The sequence below is a fragment of the Paraburkholderia sp. GAS33 genome, from assembly GCF_050436645.1.
Classification (GTDB): Bacteria; Pseudomonadota; Gammaproteobacteria; order Burkholderiales; family Burkholderiaceae; genus Paraburkholderia; species Paraburkholderia phenazinium_B.
In genome coordinates, this window is record NZ_JBNDMP010000008.1 from 304,977 (window position 1) to 323,116 (window position 18,140).

Below are 18,140 nucleotides of genomic sequence, written 5' to 3' on the forward strand. Positions count from 1 at the left end.
TTCGTTTCTGCTTCGCAGCCGTCAAGCCGCTTGCGTTGGGCGCGCCATGCGCATCAACGTTGCGGCATCCGGCTCACGGTCGAAGCGCCATAACATCTCCGTCAGCGGTTGCGGCTGAACGCCGGAGCCGCCATATGCAACCAGCTCGCGCAGCTTCGCCGCCAGTTCCTCATCCGTCAGCGGCGCTGCGAGGCTGCCGCGCCCGGCATCGACTCGCCGCGACACGGACTCTCCCGAACGCAACACGATGCTGACCTGCGCCGACTCGACATCCCACGACGCGTCATCGATAAAACGCAAACGACCCGCGAACGCCTTGAGCGAACCATCGGCGACCGCCTCGTCACTGAACTCGGCGAGACCCGCCTTGCCGCGCGCCAGGGTCACTGCAACGGCATGTTGCGCGCTGACCTGCGATTCACGCCCCGAGCGCACGCAGGGCCGGTCGGTCCGTTCACGCAGCAGCGGATGTCCAGTCAGCTCGACGCGTTCGATATCGTCAAGCGTCCAGCTTGCGTCGCGACGCAACTCAAGACACGCGTCGATGACCGGGTTGAGCACGACACCGCACGGATACGGCTTATATGTGTTCGACGACAACGCCCAGTCACTTCCAAGGCCATCCGTGATCGCATCCAGATCCGGTCTGGCAGCGCTCACGCGCAAATATCCGCGTGCTCCTTCGAGCGGAGCGTCGGGACCCGAAAAACCCTCTGCAGCCAGCAGTGCAGACAACAGTCCATTGCGCGCCGCGTTCCCGACGCTAATGCTTTTCGACATCGTGCCAAGTGTTTCAACCAGACCGCCCGCCTGCGCCGATGCATTGCCAAGCGCCCAGACGATCTGTTGTTCGTTCAGCCCGCGGGCTTTAGCAACCGCCGCGGCGGCACCGAAGACGCCGCACGTCGAAGTGATATGCCAGCCGCGCTGATAGTGTTCAGGCGACACTGCGTTGCCGATCCGGCATTCCACCTCTACGCCAAGCACGAACGCAAGAAGCAGCGCTTCTCCACTGATCGTTGCGGACTCCTCCTGCGCTTCTGCCAGCGCAAACAGCGCGGCCGCGACTGGCGCGGTTGGATGGATGATCGTCGGCATATGCGTGTCATCGAAATCGAAGACATTGGCGCTCATTGCGTTGAGCGCCGCCGCGTTCAACATATCCGTCTGATCCGCATGTCCGATCACGCTGGCGCTCCGATCCGCGCGAAAGCGGCCGTAGACTGCGGCCGCCTTGTTGATCACTGGATCGTGACAACCGGCAAGCGCAACCGCGACATAGTTCACCAACGCGCGTTTCGCCTCGTGTCGTACAGCAGCCGGTATCCCGGACCATCCGGTCGTGGCGACGAATCGCGCCAACGTCTGCGTGATCGCGTTTGCCGGGATCGTTTGCATCGCGAAGGAATCAGCCTGCAAGCCAGCCTCCTTCGATTGGCATCAACGCGCCCGTGATCTGGCTTGCCGACGGGGAGCACAAGAAGACGATCAGATCGCCGACATGTGCCGCATCGATCAACTCGCCCGTGGGTTGCTTGCCCTTTAGAAACTCATGCACCGCATCGTCACGACTTAGCCCGCGCACATCCATCAACTCGTTGATGCGATCGTCGATGTTCGGTGTCAGCACCGAGCCCGGGCAGATTGCATTGCACGTAATGCCCTGATTGAGCGTCTCGATCGCTACCAAGCGTGTCAGTCCGAGCAATGCAGTCTTCGTCGTCACATAGTCGACGCGATTTGCCGTCGCGCGTGCGCCGTACACGGAGGTCATATTGAAGATGCGCCCCCAGTTACGCTCGCGCATGCCGGGCAACGTCAACTGGATGGCGCGAAACGCTGCCGTAAGATTGACGGCCAGTGCGTTGTTCCAATGCTCGATGGGGAACGACTCAATGCTCGCGAAATGGCGCACCACCGCGTTGTTGATCAACACATCGATCGTTCCAAGCCGCGCACGAGCCGACTCGACAAGCGCGTCGACGCCGTCGATTGCCGAAAGATCGCCGCGCAAGTAATGCACTCCAACATCGAACGACGCAGCGAGTTCGCGAGTCGTATGCTCCATACCTTGTACGTCTTCCAGACCATGCAGGACGATATTGCAGCCCGCCGCTGCAAGCGCCCTCGCCATGGCCAGACCCAGTCCATCCGACGAACCGGTCACGAGCACATTTTTGCCTTTTAGCGCCATGTAATCTGTTCCTCAGCGCGGCGCGGCATCGAGACGCACAATCCAGCCTTCCGTCTCGCGATCATGTGCCGGGTAACGCGCAAGCACATCCGGATCGTGACCGGGAATCACATGATTCGGCGACGCGGCAAGACGATGGGCGGTTTCATAGCCTTCCAGCATGTCGCCGACGTTATACACAATCGGGAACGGCCGATGCTCCTGCATGTTCGCGTAGAAGTGCGATGCATCCGACGCCAGCACGACCCATCCGCGCTCAGTATGGACGCGCACGATCTGTAGACCGTTCGTATGGCCGCCGACCCAATGCACGGTGATGCCCGGTGCCACCTCCGATGCGCCGTCATGAAACCGCACGCGTCCATCGAACAGACGGCCGACCATCGACTTCACATCTTCCGGTTCGAACGGGTGGCTGAGAGCGTGATGGCACATGCAACGGCCCGTGCAATAGGCCATCTCGCGGTCCTGTACGTGATATCGCGCATGCGGAAACAGCGCGTGATTGCCCGCATGATCGTAGTGCATGTGGGTGATGATCACGTCTTCTACGGACGCAGCGGCGATGCCGATTTTCTGCAAACCGCGCTCAACGGAGTTGGTAATCGTGCGGCCACGTTTGTCGGCCATGGGTTGATCGAACCCGGTGTCGACGATAAACGTGCGCGTATTGCCGACCACGGCCCACACGAAGTAATCGAGCGGCATCGGGACGTCATGGGAATCGCCGCCGATAAAGTTGTCGCCTGAGCGGCGCTCGAAATGTGCGTACTTGACTGCAAAAATCCGGTAATTCTCGATCTGCGATGACATGTCTCGGGTGTCCTCGTGATGGATGATTTGCAACTTGGCGTTTCAACGCGCCCTTGACTCTGCGGCGTCCGGTTTCATCTGATTGCTCCGGCTGCGCCGCTCTCTATTGCGTCAGGCGATGCAATGCCCGCTTCCTCTTCGATGGCTTCGAGCGAGCGCCGTTTTGTTTCCGCACCGATCAGGCCAACGATCAACGCCTGAGCAAGCAGCGTTCCGACAATCAGCGTCAGCACGCCGGCGATGCCGAACCTCATGAACGATGCTGCGACTGCGTAAGGAATCGCGATGCTAACGGCACGCCCGACGGTATTCGACAGCCCCGCCCCGCGCAGCCGCAAGCGGGTCGGAAACAGTTCGGGGACATACGTCGCCACACTGAAAGACGACAGCACGTAAACGCAGCACGTAATCGCAAAGCCAAGCGAAGCAATCGCAACGGCGGACTGCGCGAATGGATAGGCGACGCCAAACGCCGCGCAGATCAGCGAAAACAGCACGATTCCCCATTTTCGCCCCGTCCGCTCGGCGAGCAGGAACGCGATCAGCGAACCGACCGGCCCTCCCGCGAACATGACGGCCGTCAGCCCCAGCGAATTGGACACGCTATGCCCCTGCTTGACGAGGAACGTCGGTATCCAGCTGACGAATGCGTAATTGACCGTGAAAAGCGCCACCAGCACCGTAATGCCGGTAATGGTGCGGCCCAGCAGTTGCCGGGAAAACAGTTCGCGGAGCTGGCCGTGATCTTCCTGATCGATGCGGCGTGGAGCCGCTTCGTTTGCATGGGAGGTGGCGGCATCCACGCCACAGGCAGCTTCAATACGCGTCACGATGCCTGAGGCTTCCTCGGCGCGGCCGCGCGCTTCGAGCCAACGCGGCGACTCCGGCATCGACTTGCGCAGGAACCACACCACCAGTGCCCCGCAGCCGGCGATCGCGAACATCCAGCGCCAGCCGTAGTGGGGAACGATGAGCCAGCCGAGAAACGTCGAAAGAAACAGCGATGTGTTGATGATGAGGTTGAGGATGGTGCCGAAACGGCCGCGCCAGACGGCCGGAATGAACTCGCTGAGCGTGCCGTAGCCCACCACGATTTCCGCCCCCATCCCAATCCCCATGATGAGGCGGAAGGCAATGAGCCATGGCATCGACGGCGCAAACGCAGCCGCAATCGAAGCAAAGCCATAGATGCCGAGGTTGAACTGATAGCAGAAGCGACGCCCGAAGCGGTCGCCAAGGACACCTGAGAGCCATGCTCCGGTCATCATGCCGATGAACGTAACGGACACGAAGGCGGCGTTGAGGCCGAGCGTGGATTCGCCGCTATGGATCATCGCGGCAAGCACGCTGCCTGCGATGTAAATGTCGAACGAATCGAAGTACATGCCGGCTGCGATCAGACCGAGCAGCCGCCAGTGGAAGCCGGACAGCGGCAGGCCGTCCAGACGTGCTCCTACGCTTGCATAGCCCGGCATGATGGCGTCTCCGTCTCTATCGGTCTTTGCCCACGAGCCGCCCGGCACCCCGGATAAGACGGCAAACGTAAAGCTGATAAGTCAGTCTATACGCCTGTCATACAATCCGTCAAGAAGACGAATATTCGTGTTGGCTGACAATGCGAAAATACTTCATGAATGCTGATCCTCTCAAGCGTGCCCGCCTTCGCGGCGGCCACGCTGTCGTAGTCGGCAATGTCGACTTTCTCCGTATGCACCGCGCCCTTGCCAACGGCGTTCACGTCGGCGCTCGCCTGCTCCAGGGTCGCCTCGTTGATGTCCCACACAACCAGCTTCGCCCCAGAAGCGAGAAGCCGGTGGCCGACCGTCAGCCCAATGCCCTGCGCGCCGCCTGTCACGATAGCGACACGACCCGGCGGACGGTTGCCTGCGTATGAAGTGATCTTCGAACAACGACACCGTCGTATCGAGCACCAGAGCGAAAACGGAGAGCAGCAGAAAGGGAGCCATCGACAATCCAGGGATCGTCATGGCGGTGCAAGCGCTGATAGAGGATGATCTGTGCAGCGGACGGCTGGTGGCACCGTTCGAACTTCGGGTGCCGACGCCGGGTGCGTATTATCTCGCCTGCTCGCAGGTTAGCTCGGCGTCGCCGCAATTGCTTGCCTTCGAAACGTGGCTCGTTCAGGAGGCCCTGGACTTTGAAAAGGCCCTGTTGCAGCGCGTGCCGGAGTGAAGGAAGGCAATGGCCAAAACTGAAACCCGGGCCACCGTAAACCTGACTATCAATAGAGACCCAAGGTGCGCGCATGCAGGCGCGCGAGACCCAGCAACGCATCGATAAACGGTGTCGGCACATCCGTGATCTGCCCCAGCTCTCGCACCGCGCCCACCAAAGCATCGATCTCAACCGTCTTGCGAGCCAGAACGTCCTGCAGCATGGATGTTTTCATCGCGCCCAGTTTCAACGTTACTGCATGCCGATCGCTCGGCTGTTGATCGATGGTGATACCGAATCGCGCACCGATCTCCTTTGCCTCCAGCATTGCGTGCGTAACGAAGCCGCGTACCAGGTCGTCGCCCAGAATCTTGTCGGTGGTGGCGCCTGTTATCGCGCTGATCGGGTTCATTGTCATGTTGCCCCACAGCTTGTACCAGACGTCCCGCTGAATCTGGTCTGACGCCGAGGCGTTAAAGCCGGCTGCCGCGAACGTCTCCACGAGTTTCGCGACCCGCTCGCTCGGCTGTCCGGATGCCTCGCCGAGGATGAGGCCGTTGCCCTGGTGATGCCGGATCACACCCGGCGCGTCCTGCAGGCAACTTGCGTGCACCACGCAGCCGACCGTCTGCGCGCTGGGAATCGCTGCTGCTATGGCGCCCTCCGGATCCACCGATGTCAATCGCTTACCCGCAAAGCCCGAACCGAGACCATCGCAGAACCACCACGGAATGCCGTTCATTGCCGTGATGACCGTGGTGTTTTCGGTCAGCAACGGCGCGATGCCGGCAGCAACCGCAGCCATCGCCGGCGCCTTCACCGCGACGATCACGATATCCTGAGGACCAAGGTCCGCAGCGTGCTCGCTGGCCGCGACTGTCGATGCCGTCGTCTTGCCACCCTCCACGAGTTGCAGGCCGTTTTCCCTGAGCGCGGACAGTGTTGCGCCTCGCGCGATCACGCTGACGTTATGCCCCGCCTGTGCAAGCCTCGCTCCCATCCAACCGCCAATGGCGCCGGCACCGTAAATACAGATCTTCATGCTTGAATCCTTGTAGCGGGTTTCAACCCGATCAAAGCCTGGCGGTCTGGTCATTCTATGCCGCTTCGACCTTGCCGCCCAAAGTCCGGTAACGTGACGGCGTCACGCCTATCAGACGCTTGAAAACACGCTGGAATGCAGCGTTCGACTGATACCCCACCATCTCTCCGATCTCGGCGACACCCACGTTCGACTCAAGCAGTTTGTGCCCGGCGAGCGTCATCCGGATATCGGTCAGCATGTCGGTCGCGGAGCGGCCGATCACATCCTGGAACTGTCGTACAAACGTCGCTCGCGACATATTGCACAACGAAGCAAGCTGGTCGAGCGTCCATGGCTTGTCCGGCGTTTCGAACATGGCCGTGACCGCGGGTTGCAGGCGCGGCCGTGCCGCGAGAGAGAGCAAGCCATGCGGCGGTTGCGAGCCGCCGCTTGCAAAGCGCAACGTCAAGGCGAACAGGGCGGCCGAAAGATGGTTGATGAGAGCCTCGCTGCCCGGCCCTTCGTCGACCGACTCCTCACGCATCAGCTCGATCAACCGTGTAAGCCGCGTGCTCGCTGGCGTTCCTGTGGCTTCGCTACTGCCGTTCGCGGTGCCGCCAGCGCTTTCAGCGCTGTGTACCACGAGGCGTCCGGGTAAATGCTCGCGCAGCAGCCGGTCGGGCACGGCACCAATCAAAAACCGGCCACACAGGATGTCCGCACGCGCGCCCGAGCCTTCGTTCTCTGCGATCAGCAACGAGACGTCTTGCCGTTCGACTGGCGGCGCCGGTGGACGTCCGCTGCCATCGTGGATCCGATGCGCGCCGCCGGTCGGAAACAGGACGATGTCGCCTGCAATCAGCTGCTCGGCAGGACCGCTCCCATGCTCCAGCACCGCCTCACCCGAAAGCAGCACGTGGTACGGAATCTCGCGCACGGCGGCGCTGCCCTGTGCAATCGCCCACGGCGCACCGAAATGACAGCGCACGTCCAGACGGCCGCTGACGGGGATAAGGGCGAGGACTCGACTGAGCAGATCCATATGAGCCGCTTGAGCAGATTCTTGAGTCGGTTGAGGATTAGCGCCGAGGGGGTACGCGCCTAGAGTTACAGGTAATCAAGCAGCAGATTCTACCCGAGCATGTCTCGATGAGCCTGCGGTGCTTCTCCCTTCATCGCATCATGGTTTCGAGGAATTCATGAACACAGTCCAGACCGATGTAGCCATTATTGGTGCCGGCAGCGCGGGTTTGCCGGCGTATCGCGCCGCGAAAGCAGCCGGCGCGTCCGCGATTCTCATTGAAGGCGGACCGCACGGTACGACGTGTGCACGTGTCGGCTGCATGCCATCGAAACTGCTGATCGCCGCCGCAGAGGCAGCGCATGCCGCGCAGCACACGGCGCCGTTTGGCGTGCACGTCGACGGAACCGTTCGGGTCGACGGCCGCGAGGTCATGCAACGGGTGAAAAGCGAGCGCGATCGTCTGGTGGGTTTTGTGCTCGATAGCGTCGACGCGATTCCGGCTGCCGACAAGTTGACTGGGTATGCCCGCTTTATCGACGACGGCCTGCTGCAGGTTGGCGACCACACGCGTGTAAGGGCGCGCAGCGTGGTGATCGCAACCGGTTCGTCGCCGGTTGTCCCGGCGAAGTACCTGGCGCTTGGCGAGCGCGTCATCGTCAATGACGACGTGTTCGAATGGTCGGACCTGCCGCGCAAGATCGCGGTGATCGGCGCAGGCGTCATTGGGCTCGAACTGGGACAGGCGCTTGCCCACCTCGGCGTAGACGTGACAGTGATCGGCGCGCGCGGACGCGTTGGCCCGCTTACGGATCCAGCTATCAAGGCGTATGCCGAACGGACCTTCCAGAACTCGTTCCGTTTCGAAGCCCAGGCGGAAGTAGAAGCGGCAACGCGGATGGGTGACGCGGTGCAGATCCGCTTTCGGACCGGCGCTGGAGAGGTCGTCGAGGACACGTTTGAATATGTGCTGGTTACGGCTGGCCGCAAGCCGAATTTCGAAAGGCTTGCACTGCATAACACTTCTCTTACGCTCGATAAGGACGGTGCTCCTATCTACGATCCGCTTACGCTGCAGGCAGGGGCGCACCCTGTGTTCATTGCCGGCGACGCAAATGGCGTCCTGCCGCTATTGCACGAAGCCGCGGACGAAGGCCGCGCCGCGGGGACAAACGCTGCCCGCTTCCCGGACGTCGCACCGTTGAAGCGCCGTGCGCCGATCGCCGTGCTGTTTTCGAACCCGGGCATTGCGATGGTCGGCGCGCGACACGCCGATCTGGAGCCAGGCACGTTCGCAACCGGCGAAGTCAGCTTTGAAGACCAGGGACGCAGTCGCGTGATGTTGAAGAATCGCGGCTTGATGCATGTGTATGTGGACAAGGCGAGCCGGCGGTTTCTGGGCGCGGAGTGGATCGGTCCGGATGCCGAACATATTGCCCACCTGCTCGCCTGGGCACTGCAAATGAAGCTGACAGTGGATGCAATGCTTGAGATGCCCTTCTATCATCCGGTGGTTGAAGAAGGTTTGCGCACGGCACTGCGGCACGCTGTGACCGCGCTACAGTTGCCTTGAACGCGTCACTTCATAAACAGCTTCCCTAGCAACAGCAGTCGTAACGTAGCGACGAAGAGCGCCAGAATCGCGACGTTAAGCAGCACAAACAGCGGCAATGCAAGGACGTCGACCGCCGGGTGAGCATGCACGCTAGCGGCGTGCATGCTGGCGAGCACCAGCGCGGTCGCCCCGAAGCTGAAGGCCCAGTACGAGGGCGAAAATCCCGTCTCCACGAACCAGTGCAACAGGCGCGATAGCAGCAGCAACTGCAGGACCGCGTAGCCAAACAGGCCCAGAAACACCATGTCGATGCTGTTGTGGGAAATTGCAAGGTACGCGATCGAAGCCACGGCGGGCGGCGCAAGCTGGATGCCCAAGGTGGGACGAATCGCGTGCGCCAACGGCTCGGACGTATAAAGCCGGTTGGTAATCACCGACTCGAGTGCAAGCCACGAGAAAAGACCGGCGCCGAAAAACAGCTTGGCCGCGTCTGCATATCCAATCGAACTCAGCGCGATGGAGGACACGAAATTGCCCGCCACGGTGGGCAGATACATGACGGCTGTCGTGTCTTCGTGCCTGCGGCCGCCGCGCAATAGCGCGCCGGAGCGGTACGTAGAAAACCCAAGCTGGCCCGCCGCGCCCAATATCACCAACACGGACCCCGCGCTATCGCTCCAGGTGGCCACCCACGCTCCGACCAGGACCGTCGAAACCGGCACAAGCCCGATGAAACAGCAATGTATGGGGTGTTCGAACTCCGTCATCGCGTCGTCGTGGTCGCGCATCCACTTGGTTACATAGCCAACCAGTAGAACAAGCCATACCACTGCGGTCAGTGTAAAAAGTGCTTCGCCAATCCTCGCGTCCACGCCCCAGACCACATGGGCAAAACGCCAGCAATTGCTCAACCCTGCCATTCCCAGGACGATTCCGAACGAAGAGGCCGGAACGGAAAAGTGACGCACTTGCGGAGACACCGAAACAGTGGACATGACTTCCTCCGAGGGCTGATGTCGGCCGGGGCCGGGCTTGCCCGTCCAGACGTATCAACACTATAGGCGTCACTGTTCGGCACGCAACCAGAAGTTAGTCGCAGCACACCTTGGCCAGCGAACGGCGGCAGCAAGCGGTTCGTGCAGGAGCGTCGTTAGGTGCCCTCAGGTAATCGCCCCGATCTGCCACGGCACGAACTCGTTCTGTCCGTAGCCGTGGACCTCGCTCTTGGACATCGTGCCGGAAGCGGTGGCCAGCATCAGTTCGAAGATTGCCTGCCCCAATTCGTCGACGCTCTTCTCCCCGTCGAGGATCGTGCCGCAATTCAGGTCGATGTCTTCTTCCTGCCGCTTCCACAACGCGGTGTTCGTGCCCAGCTTCAACGACGGCGAAGGCGCGCAGCCGTATGCGGAACCACGTCCTGTAGTAAAGCAGATCAGGTTGGCACCGCCTGCGACCTGCCCCGTCGCCGAAACCGGATCGTAGCCGGGTGTGTCCATGAAGACGAGGCCATGTGCGCTGACGGGCTCGGCGTAGCGATACACGTCCACAAGGTTAGTCGTCCCGCCCTTCGCTACCGCACCCAACGACTTCTCCAGAATAGTCGTCAGGCCTCCTGCCTTGTTGCCCGCCGACGGATTGTTGTTGAGGTCGGCATTCATCCGCGCGCAGTAGTCTTCCCACCAATGGATGCGTTCGACCAGTTTCTCGCCCACTTCCACCGAGACCGCACGGCGCGTCAGCAAATGCTCTGCACCGTATACCTCCGGCGTTTCGGAGAGAATCGCGGTCCCGCCATGCGCAACCAGACGGTCAACCGCAGCGCCAAGCGCGGGGTTCGCCGTGATGCCTGAATAACCATCGGAGCCGCCGCATTGCAGGCCGATCACGAGATGGCTGGCATCGACCGGTTCGCGCTGCACCTGATTCGCTTCGACAAGCATCGCCTTGACGGTTTCGATTCCCGCGGCCACCGTGCGCGCGGTGCCACCGGTGGCCTGGATCGTCATCGTCTTGAGCGCGGCGCCTGGCGTCAGGCTTTCGCTACGCATGAGACCTTCGATCTGGTTGGTCTCGCAACCCAGGCCCACAATCAGCACCGCGGCGAAGTTCGGATGCCGCGCGTAGCCGCCGAGCGTGCGGCGAATCAGGCCAAGCGCCTCGCCTTCGGCATCGACCGCGCAACCCTGGCCATGCGTCAAGGCAACGACGCCATCCACGTTTGGAAATGCCGCAAGGGCTTCGGGATGGATATCGCGCCGGAAATGGTCGGCTATCGCGCGCGCTGCGGTCGCCGAGCAGTTCACCGAGGTCAGAATGCCAATGTAGTTGCGAGTCGCGACACGTCCGTCGGCGCGCACGATCCCCATGAAGCGCGCGGTTTTAGTCTGCGGTTCCAGCGGCTTCGCGTCGGCGCCATAGGCGTAGTCGCGATCGAATTGTCCCATCGACAGATTCTGCATATGGACGTGCTCACCCGCTTCGATCGGACGACTCGCAAAACCGATGATCTGCCCATAGCGCCGCACCGGGGCACCCGTTTCAATTGCACGTACAGCCACCTTGTGGCCCGCGGGGATCAGGCCGCGCACTGCAAGACCGCCGCCAATCTGCGCGCCCGTGACCAACTGGTACCGCGCGATCACCACGTCGTCCTGCGGATGCAGGCGCACCACCGGCTCCGCACCTGCGGACACATTGCCGGCGGATCCGGCCGCGGTATTTTCAGCCTCGAACGTCATGGTGATTTCTCCAGTTCTTTAAAGCCACGAGGGGAACAGGCCACTCTAAGCCTGCCCCTGCCAAACTTCCAATCGCACCTTGAGTACAATCGATTCCAAATGGTTATGAGCTAATTGGTGCTTACCCTATGTCCAGATCGCCCGCTGTGCCTCCCCCGAGTGTGCTGAGCCGACTACGTTTCAAGCATCTCCAGCTGCTCGATATTCTCGGACGCACCCACAATCTGCGTATCGCGGCCGAGCAAATGCATATGACCCAACCCGCCGCAACGAAGATACTGGGCGACATCGAGTCCATGTTCGGCGCGCAATTGTTCGAGCGTTTACCGCGGGAAATGCGGCCCACCGATCTCGGTGTGCTGTCTTTGCGTTACGCGAGTGCCGCCGTGGCCGATCTGGGCAAGTTCGCCAGCGAGTTCCACACCATGAAGAGCGGCGGCTATGGCCACCTCGCGATTGGCGCCATTACCGCATCAACCGCGCAGGTCGTCGCCGCGGCGATCAAGGAAATCCAGCAGCAACGGCCGCGGCTCATCGTCAGGCTGATCGACCAGAGCAGCGATCAGTTGGCGATCTGGCTCGAAGAGAAAAAACTCGACCTGATGATCGGCCGTCTGACCGAAGCGCGCCAGGAGACCCTCTTCAACTTCGAAGACCTGTCCGCGGAGCCGGTGTGGGTCGTCGTTGGACGGCATCATCCGCTGCTCAAACAGGCGTCTGTCGAGATCGCCGATCTCGGCGCATGGCCGTGGATTCTCTATCCGCCGGCCACGGCGATCCGCCATCTGTTCGACGAGACGTTCGCCGCCGCCGGGATGCAAGCGCCCGTCGGCATGGTCGAAACGCCATCGATCTTCTCGACGCTCGAACTGCTGCAGGCCACAGACATGATTTCGCTGCAGCCGCGTGCCGCCGTCGCGAAGTATATCCAGAGCGGACTGCTCGGCCAGCTCGTCGTGCCTATCCGGCGCACCATGACGAACTATGGCGTCATCACCCGCAAGAACGAAATTCCGTCGCAGCCCGCTCAGGAGTTCATGGCAATCCTGCGCACCACCGCCGAGCGGCTCGGCGATCATGTCGCTGTGCCACGCACAGCGACATAAAGCGAGTACAGCGAAGTATTCGCGGCAATAAACAGACGATTGCGATGCAGGCCGCCGAAGGTCAGGTTAGCCACCACTTCCGGCAACAGGATCTTGCCGAGCAGCGTGCCGTCCGGCGCGTAGCAATGCACGCCGTCGAGCGCACTGGTCCAGAGGTTGCCGTACTCGTCCACTCGCATGCCGTCGGGAACGCCCTGCTCGATCTCGACGAACACACGCCCGTTGCTCAGCTTGCCGCCCGCCACATCGAGAACGCGGATGTGATGCGGTGCTCCTTCGATATGCGAGGCCGCTGAATCCGCGATGTAGATGCGGCTCTCGTCCGGTGAAAAGGCAAGCCCGTTAGGCTTGACGAATTCGTCCGACACCAGCGTGACTTCCCCGCTTCCGGGCGTCACGCGATACACGTTGCAGCGGCCAATCTCGCTGTCGGCACGACCACCTTCGTAATCGCTAAGGATGCCGTAGTCGGGGTCCGTGAACCATACCGAGCCATCGGATTTGACGATTACGTCGTTGGGCGAATTCAGCCGCTTGCCCTGATAGGCGGAAGCGAGCACGGTGATGCTGCCGTCGTGCTCGGTACGCGTCACACGGCGCGCGCCGTGTTCGCAAGTGACAAGCCGCCCTTCGCGGTCACGCGTATTGCCATTGGAGAAATTCGAATTCGCGCGAAACGTGCCCACACCCATGCCGGGCGCCCAGCGCAGCATGCGGCTGTTAGGGATGTCGCTCCAGACGAGGTAATCGCCCGCGGGAAAATATGCCGGGCCCTCGGCCCACAGACAGCCGCCGTATAGCTTTTCGAGCTGTGCGTTCGGTTGCAGTAAGGCGCGAAAACGTGCATCGTGAACTTCAAAGTCTTTAGGTTCCATTGTCTTTGTCTTCCCATTGCACTTGAGATTAAGCCCGGGCTAACCGAGGCTCGGACCGTTGCGTTTGGCCTTGCGTTGCTAGTAGCGCGCCGAGCGCCCGCCTGCCGCCACCACGACGACAATAATCAGCACGCCGTACGCAATCGAGCGCACGCCTGCACCCGCGCCCAACGCGTTGAGCACGGCATTGGTGAGAAACAGGAACATCGAGGCGCCCCACACGCCGATGACCGTCGCGCGGCCACCGGTGACCTGGGTGCCGCCGATCACCACCACCGCAATGGAGATCAGCATATATTCGACGCCCATATCCAGCGTCGCGCCACCCGACACGGCGGCGAGCAGTACACCTGTGAGCGCCGCAATGCCACCGGACAGCATGTATACCTTGCAGCGCGTCGCCTCGACACCCACGCCCGCCAGCCACGCCGCTCGCGGATTCTGCCCGACCGCGGAAAGACCGCGGCCGAATACCGTCAGATGCAGCAGGACCGCAATCACAACCGACAACGCCAGTGCGATCAACGCGAGATGCGGCACACCGAGCAGGTGACCATTGGCAAATGTCTCGAGCGCGACAGGCGGCGCATTCATGCCGCTGCTTTGCGTGATCGCCACCGACTGGATAATGAAACTCGACGACAACGTCGCAATGATCGGCGGGATACGAAGCACACGAATCAGCAGATAGTTCGCGAGACCGACGACGATGCCGGCAGCGAGTGCAGCAACGAAGCCGGCGAGAATGCCATACGCGCCCATCACATGAACGCCGATCATGCCCGCGAGCGCAATGACGGATGGCACCGACAGGTCGATATTGCCCGGCCCGGACGTGATGACGAGCATCTGCCCCAGACCGACCAGCACCATGAAGACGCCAAACACCAGCGCCGTCAACACGACGTTGCCGGCAATGGAAATCCCAAACACGACCGCGATGAGGATGCCTACGCCGATCGTTCCGACGAAGGACCAGACCCACGGCGCGCGCAGCATTCTGAGCCGCGCAGCGAGCGTCGGTTGCGCGTCGGCGCTGGAGCTTGCCGTGGATTGAAGTTCGGACTGCGGGTTCATCTGCGCCCCCCGCTTCGTTGCAGCAAGACGCGCAGCGACAGCACCGCAATCAGGATCACGCCTTGCATGCCCACCTGCCAGTCCGGCGAGATGTTGAGGAAGGCGAGAAACGATGCGGCCACGGTGAGCGTGATAGCGCCCAGCACGGCTCCCCAAACGGAGACCCGTCCGCCGACAAACTCGCCGCCGCCAAGTATCACCGAAGCGATCGACAGCAGCGTGTAGCGCAGTGCGAGGTTCGGGTCAGCGGAAGTCGTCAGGCCGAGCAATGACAGGCCGGAGCACACCCCGAAGAAACCAGCGACGCCGTACAGGATGGCGCGGCTCTTGACCATCGACCAGCCAAACCGGCTCATCGCCCGAGGATTGCCGCCAGCACCCCTCACCCGCACGCCTGCCGACGAACGCATCAATAACAGATGCCCCACCAGCGCGATCACGACCGACCATACTATCGGCGCGGCAATCAGCGGCGTTTGATACGTCATCAGGCTGCCAAGCCATTGGGGGCTGCTGCCACCGGGCGAAGGCAACAGTAACACCGCGAGTCCCGTCCACACGAACGACAGGCCGAGCGTGACCACAATCGATGGAATCTGGCGGAATTCGATCAACGCGCCGATCGCCGCATACGCCAGCACGCAACCAATCAGCGCTACGATGCCTAGCCACGGTTCGCGCACGCACAAGGTCGCGCCAATGCACGCGGTCAGGCTGACGAACGCGCCGATCGACAGATCAAGATCGTTCACGGTAATGACGGCCAGTTGCGCGAGCGTCGCAAAGACGATCGGCACGGCAAGATTGAGCAGCAGTCCCAAGCCGAAGTAACTGAACGTCGCCGGCTGCAGGATGAAGATAGGCACCAGAATCACCACCAGCGAAAACACCGGCAGCAGCGCCCTTAGCCGTGCATTTCGGACGTTGCGGACATTGAGCCCTGTCGCGACGGAAGGCGTCATGCGGCTTGCTCCTCGAAGCTGGCTGCGAGGAGTACCTCTTCGGTGCATTCGTCCGCGTGCAGCACGCGCGTGACGCGGCCAGAACGAAACACATAGGCGCGATCGCAGTATGCGAGTTCGTCGTTCTCCGTGGTGTACCAGATAAATGTGCGTCCGTTCGACGCCTCGCCGCGTACGAGTTCGTAGATGTCGCGCTTGGTGCCGATGTCGACGCCGCGAGTCGGATCGTCCATCAGGATCAGGTCCGCGTCGGAGGCCAGCGCGCGTGCGAACAGCACCTTCTGCTGGTTGCCGCCCGAGAGCGACAGGATGCCTGCACGGGTCGCGGCGCCGCGAATGCCGATCTTCGCGCGCCAGTCCTGCACCAGCTTGCGTACGCCGTCGGCATCGACCAGCCCGCGCTTGCGCAGACCGTTCGACGCACCATACAGAGAGCGGATCGCTAGGTTCTCGCTGATCGACCAGAGTGGGAATACACCGTCGTCAGCACGATCGCCGGCCACAAACGCCACGCGCGTCGCTGCACCACGGCGGGTGGAGTCGCGATAGATGGCGAGCAACGCTTCGGTTTGGCCCTGCCCCGCGAGGCCCGCAAAGCAGACAATCTCGCCGCGTGCCGCGTTGATCGTCGAGCGCTTCACTGCAGTGGGCCCAACCTGCCACGTGAAATCAGCGGCATTGACATTGCCCTGCGCGCGACCGGCCTTTTGAGTTTGACGCCCGACATCGACGTGCTGCCCCATCGCACGCACAATCGCATCCTGAGTCAACGCATCGCGCGGCAACACCGCGGCCGCCATGCCGTCGCGCATCACCAGCACGCGGTCCGCGACGCGTTCGATCTCGCCAAGCATGTGGCTAATCAGAATACAGGTGATGCCACGGCTCGCCGCCTCACGGATAAAAACCAGCAGCTGTCCGGCGGTATGCGCATCGAGGCTGGACGTCGGCTCATCGAGAATGACCAGCTTCACCGGCGCAACCACCTCCGTAAAAGCTCGAGCGATCTCGACCATCTGACGTTGTGTCAGCGTCAGGTCCGCGACCAGTTCATGTCCCTTCAGACCATGCCCCGGAAAAATCGCGTCAAGCTGTTCCACCATCAATGCGGTTGCTTTCTTGCGCCAGCCGCGTCCTTTGAGTGGCGGATGCAGGATGCACATGTTCTCCGCGATCGACAGGTTCGCGCACAGGGAGAGCTCCTGGAACACGCAACGCACCCCTGCTTCGCGCGCCACGTTAGCGTCGTAGTGGCTGACCGGCTGGCCCGCCACCGAGAGCGTGCCGTGATCCGGCGCGTACACGCCTGCGAGCACCGCCATCAGCGTGGACTTGCCCGCGCCGTTATGACCGGCGACGCCGACGCATTCGCCGTTCCGGAACGCAAAGTCAATGCCGCTCAGCGCCTTGACCTGGCCGAACGTCTTGCCGATACCGGCAAGACCGATCAGTACCTCGTCAGATGCGATGCCGGGCGAACCCGATGATTCACCGAATGAAACCGTCATAGATCCCTTCGTTGTGCCGACGACGGACAGCGGCGACCTCACGCATCGCCGCTGGCCTGTTGCCTTACTTCGAGTCGACGACCTTGAGCACCTCGTCGCGCGTGAATTCCTTGTTGGCAAGCTGGCCCGGCGGCGTTTTGGCGAGCACCGAGTCGAGCTCGTCCGCTTTCACCTCAAGCAGCGGCATCTGGATATCGTGCGGCAGCTTTTTACCCGCCAGCAATTGCTGGGTGATCCAGAAAGCAAACGTCGAGCAACCCGGCGGGATGGTGACCGACAGCGTCTCGTAGCTGCCCTTCTTGCGTTGCTCGGCCCACCACGCCAGCTCTTCCTGGCGATTGCCAAGAATGATGATCGGCGTCGGACGGTTAGCCTCGGCGAACGCCTTCGCCGTGCCAAAGCCGTCGCCACCCTGGTCCACGACACCGTCGATTTTGGGCAGCGTCGGCAAGATACCGGCTACCTGCTTTTGCGCAACCGTCTGGGTCCAATCGCCATGCACGGAGCCCACGATCTTCAGCCCGGGGTACTTCTTCAGCTCGTCGACGATACCCTGATGGATTTCGTCATCCACGGAAACGCCGGCAAGACCGCGGATCTCGAGCAGATTGCCGGTGCCGTTCAGGCGTTTCGCCATATAGTCGACCTGCATCGAACCGAGTTTGCGAAAATCGACCGTGATGCGATAAGCGCAGGGCTCAGAGGCGATGCCATCGAACGACACCACCGTCACCCCTGCGCCGCAGGCCTGCTTGATGACGCCATTGAGCGCGGTGGGCGACACGGCATCCACCGCAATGCCTTTGAAGCCCTGCAGGATCAGGTTCTGCATTTGCTGCACCTGCTCCGTGGCCTGATTCTCCGCGGTCGTGAACGTCGGCGCGGCGGCGACCACCTTCTGCTTGACGGCGGCATCGGCGACATTCGACCAGCTCTTGAGCATCGCCTGACGCCAACTGTTGCCCGCGTAGTTGTTCGAGAGCGCGATTTTCAGCGACGAGGTATCGCCGCTCGCTGCCTGTGCACTGGCTGTATTGGTAACGCTGACGCAAACCACGGCGGCAAGAATGCCGCAGGCCACTTTCGATCTCA

Annotated in this window: 17 protein-coding genes; 3 read left to right on the top strand and 14 right to left on the bottom strand. The window is 61.8% G+C overall.

Annotated elements, in window-relative coordinates; genetic code table 11:
- Positions 1-21: 21 nt before the first annotated feature.
- The 5 genes from P3T24_RS24625 to P3T24_RS24645 form a co-directional block, all read right to left on the bottom strand.
- Positions 22-1,398 carry an MmgE/PrpD family protein gene (locus P3T24_RS24625; RefSeq protein ID WP_429438843.1) on the bottom strand — a complete coding sequence of 459 codons (1,377 nt, stop codon included), beginning with the start codon at positions 1,396-1,398 and terminating at the stop codon, positions 22-24.
- 10 nt (positions 1,399-1,408) lie between these two features.
- The gene (locus tag P3T24_RS24630; protein WP_429438666.1) at positions 1,409-2,194 is read right to left on the bottom strand and encodes an SDR family oxidoreductase; all 786 of its coding nucleotides are present in this window, start codon (positions 2,192-2,194) and stop codon (positions 1,409-1,411) included.
- Between the two features lie 12 nt (positions 2,195-2,206).
- Positions 2,207-3,007 carry an N-acyl homoserine lactonase family protein gene (locus P3T24_RS24635; RefSeq protein WP_074267982.1) on the bottom strand — a complete coding sequence of 267 codons (801 nt, stop codon included), beginning with the start codon at positions 3,005-3,007 and terminating at the stop codon, positions 2,207-2,209.
- A 74-nt stretch (positions 3,008-3,081) separates the two neighbouring features.
- Complete coding sequence (locus tag P3T24_RS24640; RefSeq protein WP_429438668.1) at positions 3,082-4,482, bottom strand: MFS transporter; 1,401 nt, start codon at positions 4,480-4,482, stop codon at positions 3,082-3,084.
- A gap of 86 nt (positions 4,483-4,568) precedes the next feature.
- Entirely contained in the window at positions 4,569-4,862 is a 294-nt protein-coding gene (locus tag P3T24_RS24645) for an SDR family NAD(P)-dependent oxidoreductase (protein ID WP_429438670.1), read from the bottom strand.
- A gap of 131 nt (positions 4,863-4,993) precedes the next feature.
- On the opposite strand from P3T24_RS24645, the gene P3T24_RS24650 reads away from it, so the two are divergent.
- Positions 4,994-5,200, top strand: a complete 207-nt coding sequence (locus P3T24_RS24650) for a hypothetical protein (protein WP_429438673.1) — start codon at positions 4,994-4,996, stop codon at positions 5,198-5,200.
- Positions 5,201-5,249: 49 nt separating this feature from the next.
- Here the strand turns inward: P3T24_RS24650 and P3T24_RS24655 are convergent, their stop codons facing one another.
- The gene (locus tag P3T24_RS24655) at positions 5,250-6,224 is read right to left on the bottom strand and encodes a 2-dehydropantoate 2-reductase (RefSeq protein WP_429438676.1); all 975 of its coding nucleotides are present in this window, start codon (positions 6,222-6,224) and stop codon (positions 5,250-5,252) included.
- A 55-nt stretch (positions 6,225-6,279) separates the two neighbouring features.
- Positions 6,280-7,248 carry an AraC family transcriptional regulator gene (locus P3T24_RS24660; RefSeq protein WP_074267977.1) on the bottom strand — a complete coding sequence of 323 codons (969 nt, stop codon included), beginning with the start codon at positions 7,246-7,248 and terminating at the stop codon, positions 6,280-6,282.
- A 157-nt stretch (positions 7,249-7,405) separates the two neighbouring features.
- Here P3T24_RS24660 and P3T24_RS24665 point away from each other — a divergent pair, with 157 nt between their 5' ends.
- A complete protein-coding gene (locus tag P3T24_RS24665; RefSeq protein WP_429438680.1) occupies positions 7,406-8,800 on the top strand; it encodes a dihydrolipoyl dehydrogenase in 1,395 nt (464 codons plus the stop codon).
- A 5-nt stretch (positions 8,801-8,805) separates the two neighbouring features.
- Here P3T24_RS24665 and tehA read toward each other — a convergent pair whose 3' ends face one another.
- Both tehA and P3T24_RS24675 read right to left on the bottom strand, forming a co-directional pair.
- On the bottom strand, positions 8,806-9,777 hold the full coding sequence (gene tehA / locus P3T24_RS24670; RefSeq protein ID WP_429409860.1) for a dicarboxylate transporter/tellurite-resistance protein TehA: 972 nt from the start codon (positions 9,775-9,777) through the stop codon (positions 8,806-8,808).
- Between the two features lie 165 nt (positions 9,778-9,942).
- Positions 9,943-11,520 carry a UxaA family hydrolase gene (locus P3T24_RS24675; protein WP_429438683.1) on the bottom strand — a complete coding sequence of 526 codons (1,578 nt, stop codon included), beginning with the start codon at positions 11,518-11,520 and terminating at the stop codon, positions 9,943-9,945.
- A gap of 128 nt (positions 11,521-11,648) precedes the next feature.
- On the opposite strand from P3T24_RS24675, the gene P3T24_RS24680 reads away from it, so the two are divergent.
- Positions 11,649-12,626: a LysR family transcriptional regulator gene (locus P3T24_RS24680; protein WP_429409864.1), complete on the top strand. Its 978-nt coding sequence runs from the start codon at positions 11,649-11,651 to the stop codon at positions 12,624-12,626.
- Here P3T24_RS24680 and P3T24_RS24685 read toward each other — a convergent pair.
- The 5 genes from P3T24_RS24685 to P3T24_RS24705 all read right to left on the bottom strand — a co-directional run bounded on the left by P3T24_RS24685 (position 12,596) and on the right by P3T24_RS24705 (position 18,129).
- Positions 12,596-13,501, bottom strand: a complete 906-nt coding sequence (locus tag P3T24_RS24685; protein ID WP_429288549.1) for an SMP-30/gluconolactonase/LRE family protein — start codon at positions 13,499-13,501, stop codon at positions 12,596-12,598. The two genes, P3T24_RS24680 and P3T24_RS24685, sit on opposite strands and share 31 nt — an antisense overlap.
- A 78-nt stretch (positions 13,502-13,579) precedes the next feature.
- Positions 13,580-14,500: an ABC transporter permease gene (locus tag P3T24_RS24690; protein ID WP_429438846.1), complete on the bottom strand. Its 921-nt coding sequence runs from the start codon at positions 14,498-14,500 to the stop codon at positions 13,580-13,582.
- Positions 14,501-14,574: 74 nt separating this feature from the next.
- Positions 14,575-15,540, bottom strand: coding sequence for an ABC transporter permease (locus P3T24_RS24695; protein ID WP_074267971.1), 966 nt, complete (start codon positions 15,538-15,540; stop codon positions 14,575-14,577).
- A complete protein-coding gene (locus P3T24_RS24700) occupies positions 15,537-17,048 on the bottom strand; it encodes a sugar ABC transporter ATP-binding protein (RefSeq protein WP_429438687.1) in 1,512 nt (503 codons plus the stop codon). The genes P3T24_RS24695 and P3T24_RS24700 overlap by 4 nt, the downstream gene beginning before the upstream one ends.
- A gap of 64 nt (positions 17,049-17,112) precedes the next feature.
- On the bottom strand, positions 17,113-18,129 hold the full coding sequence (locus P3T24_RS24705) for an ABC transporter substrate-binding protein (RefSeq protein WP_429288675.1): 1,017 nt from the start codon (positions 18,127-18,129) through the stop codon (positions 17,113-17,115).
- Between the last annotated feature and the right edge of the window lie 11 nt (positions 18,130-18,140).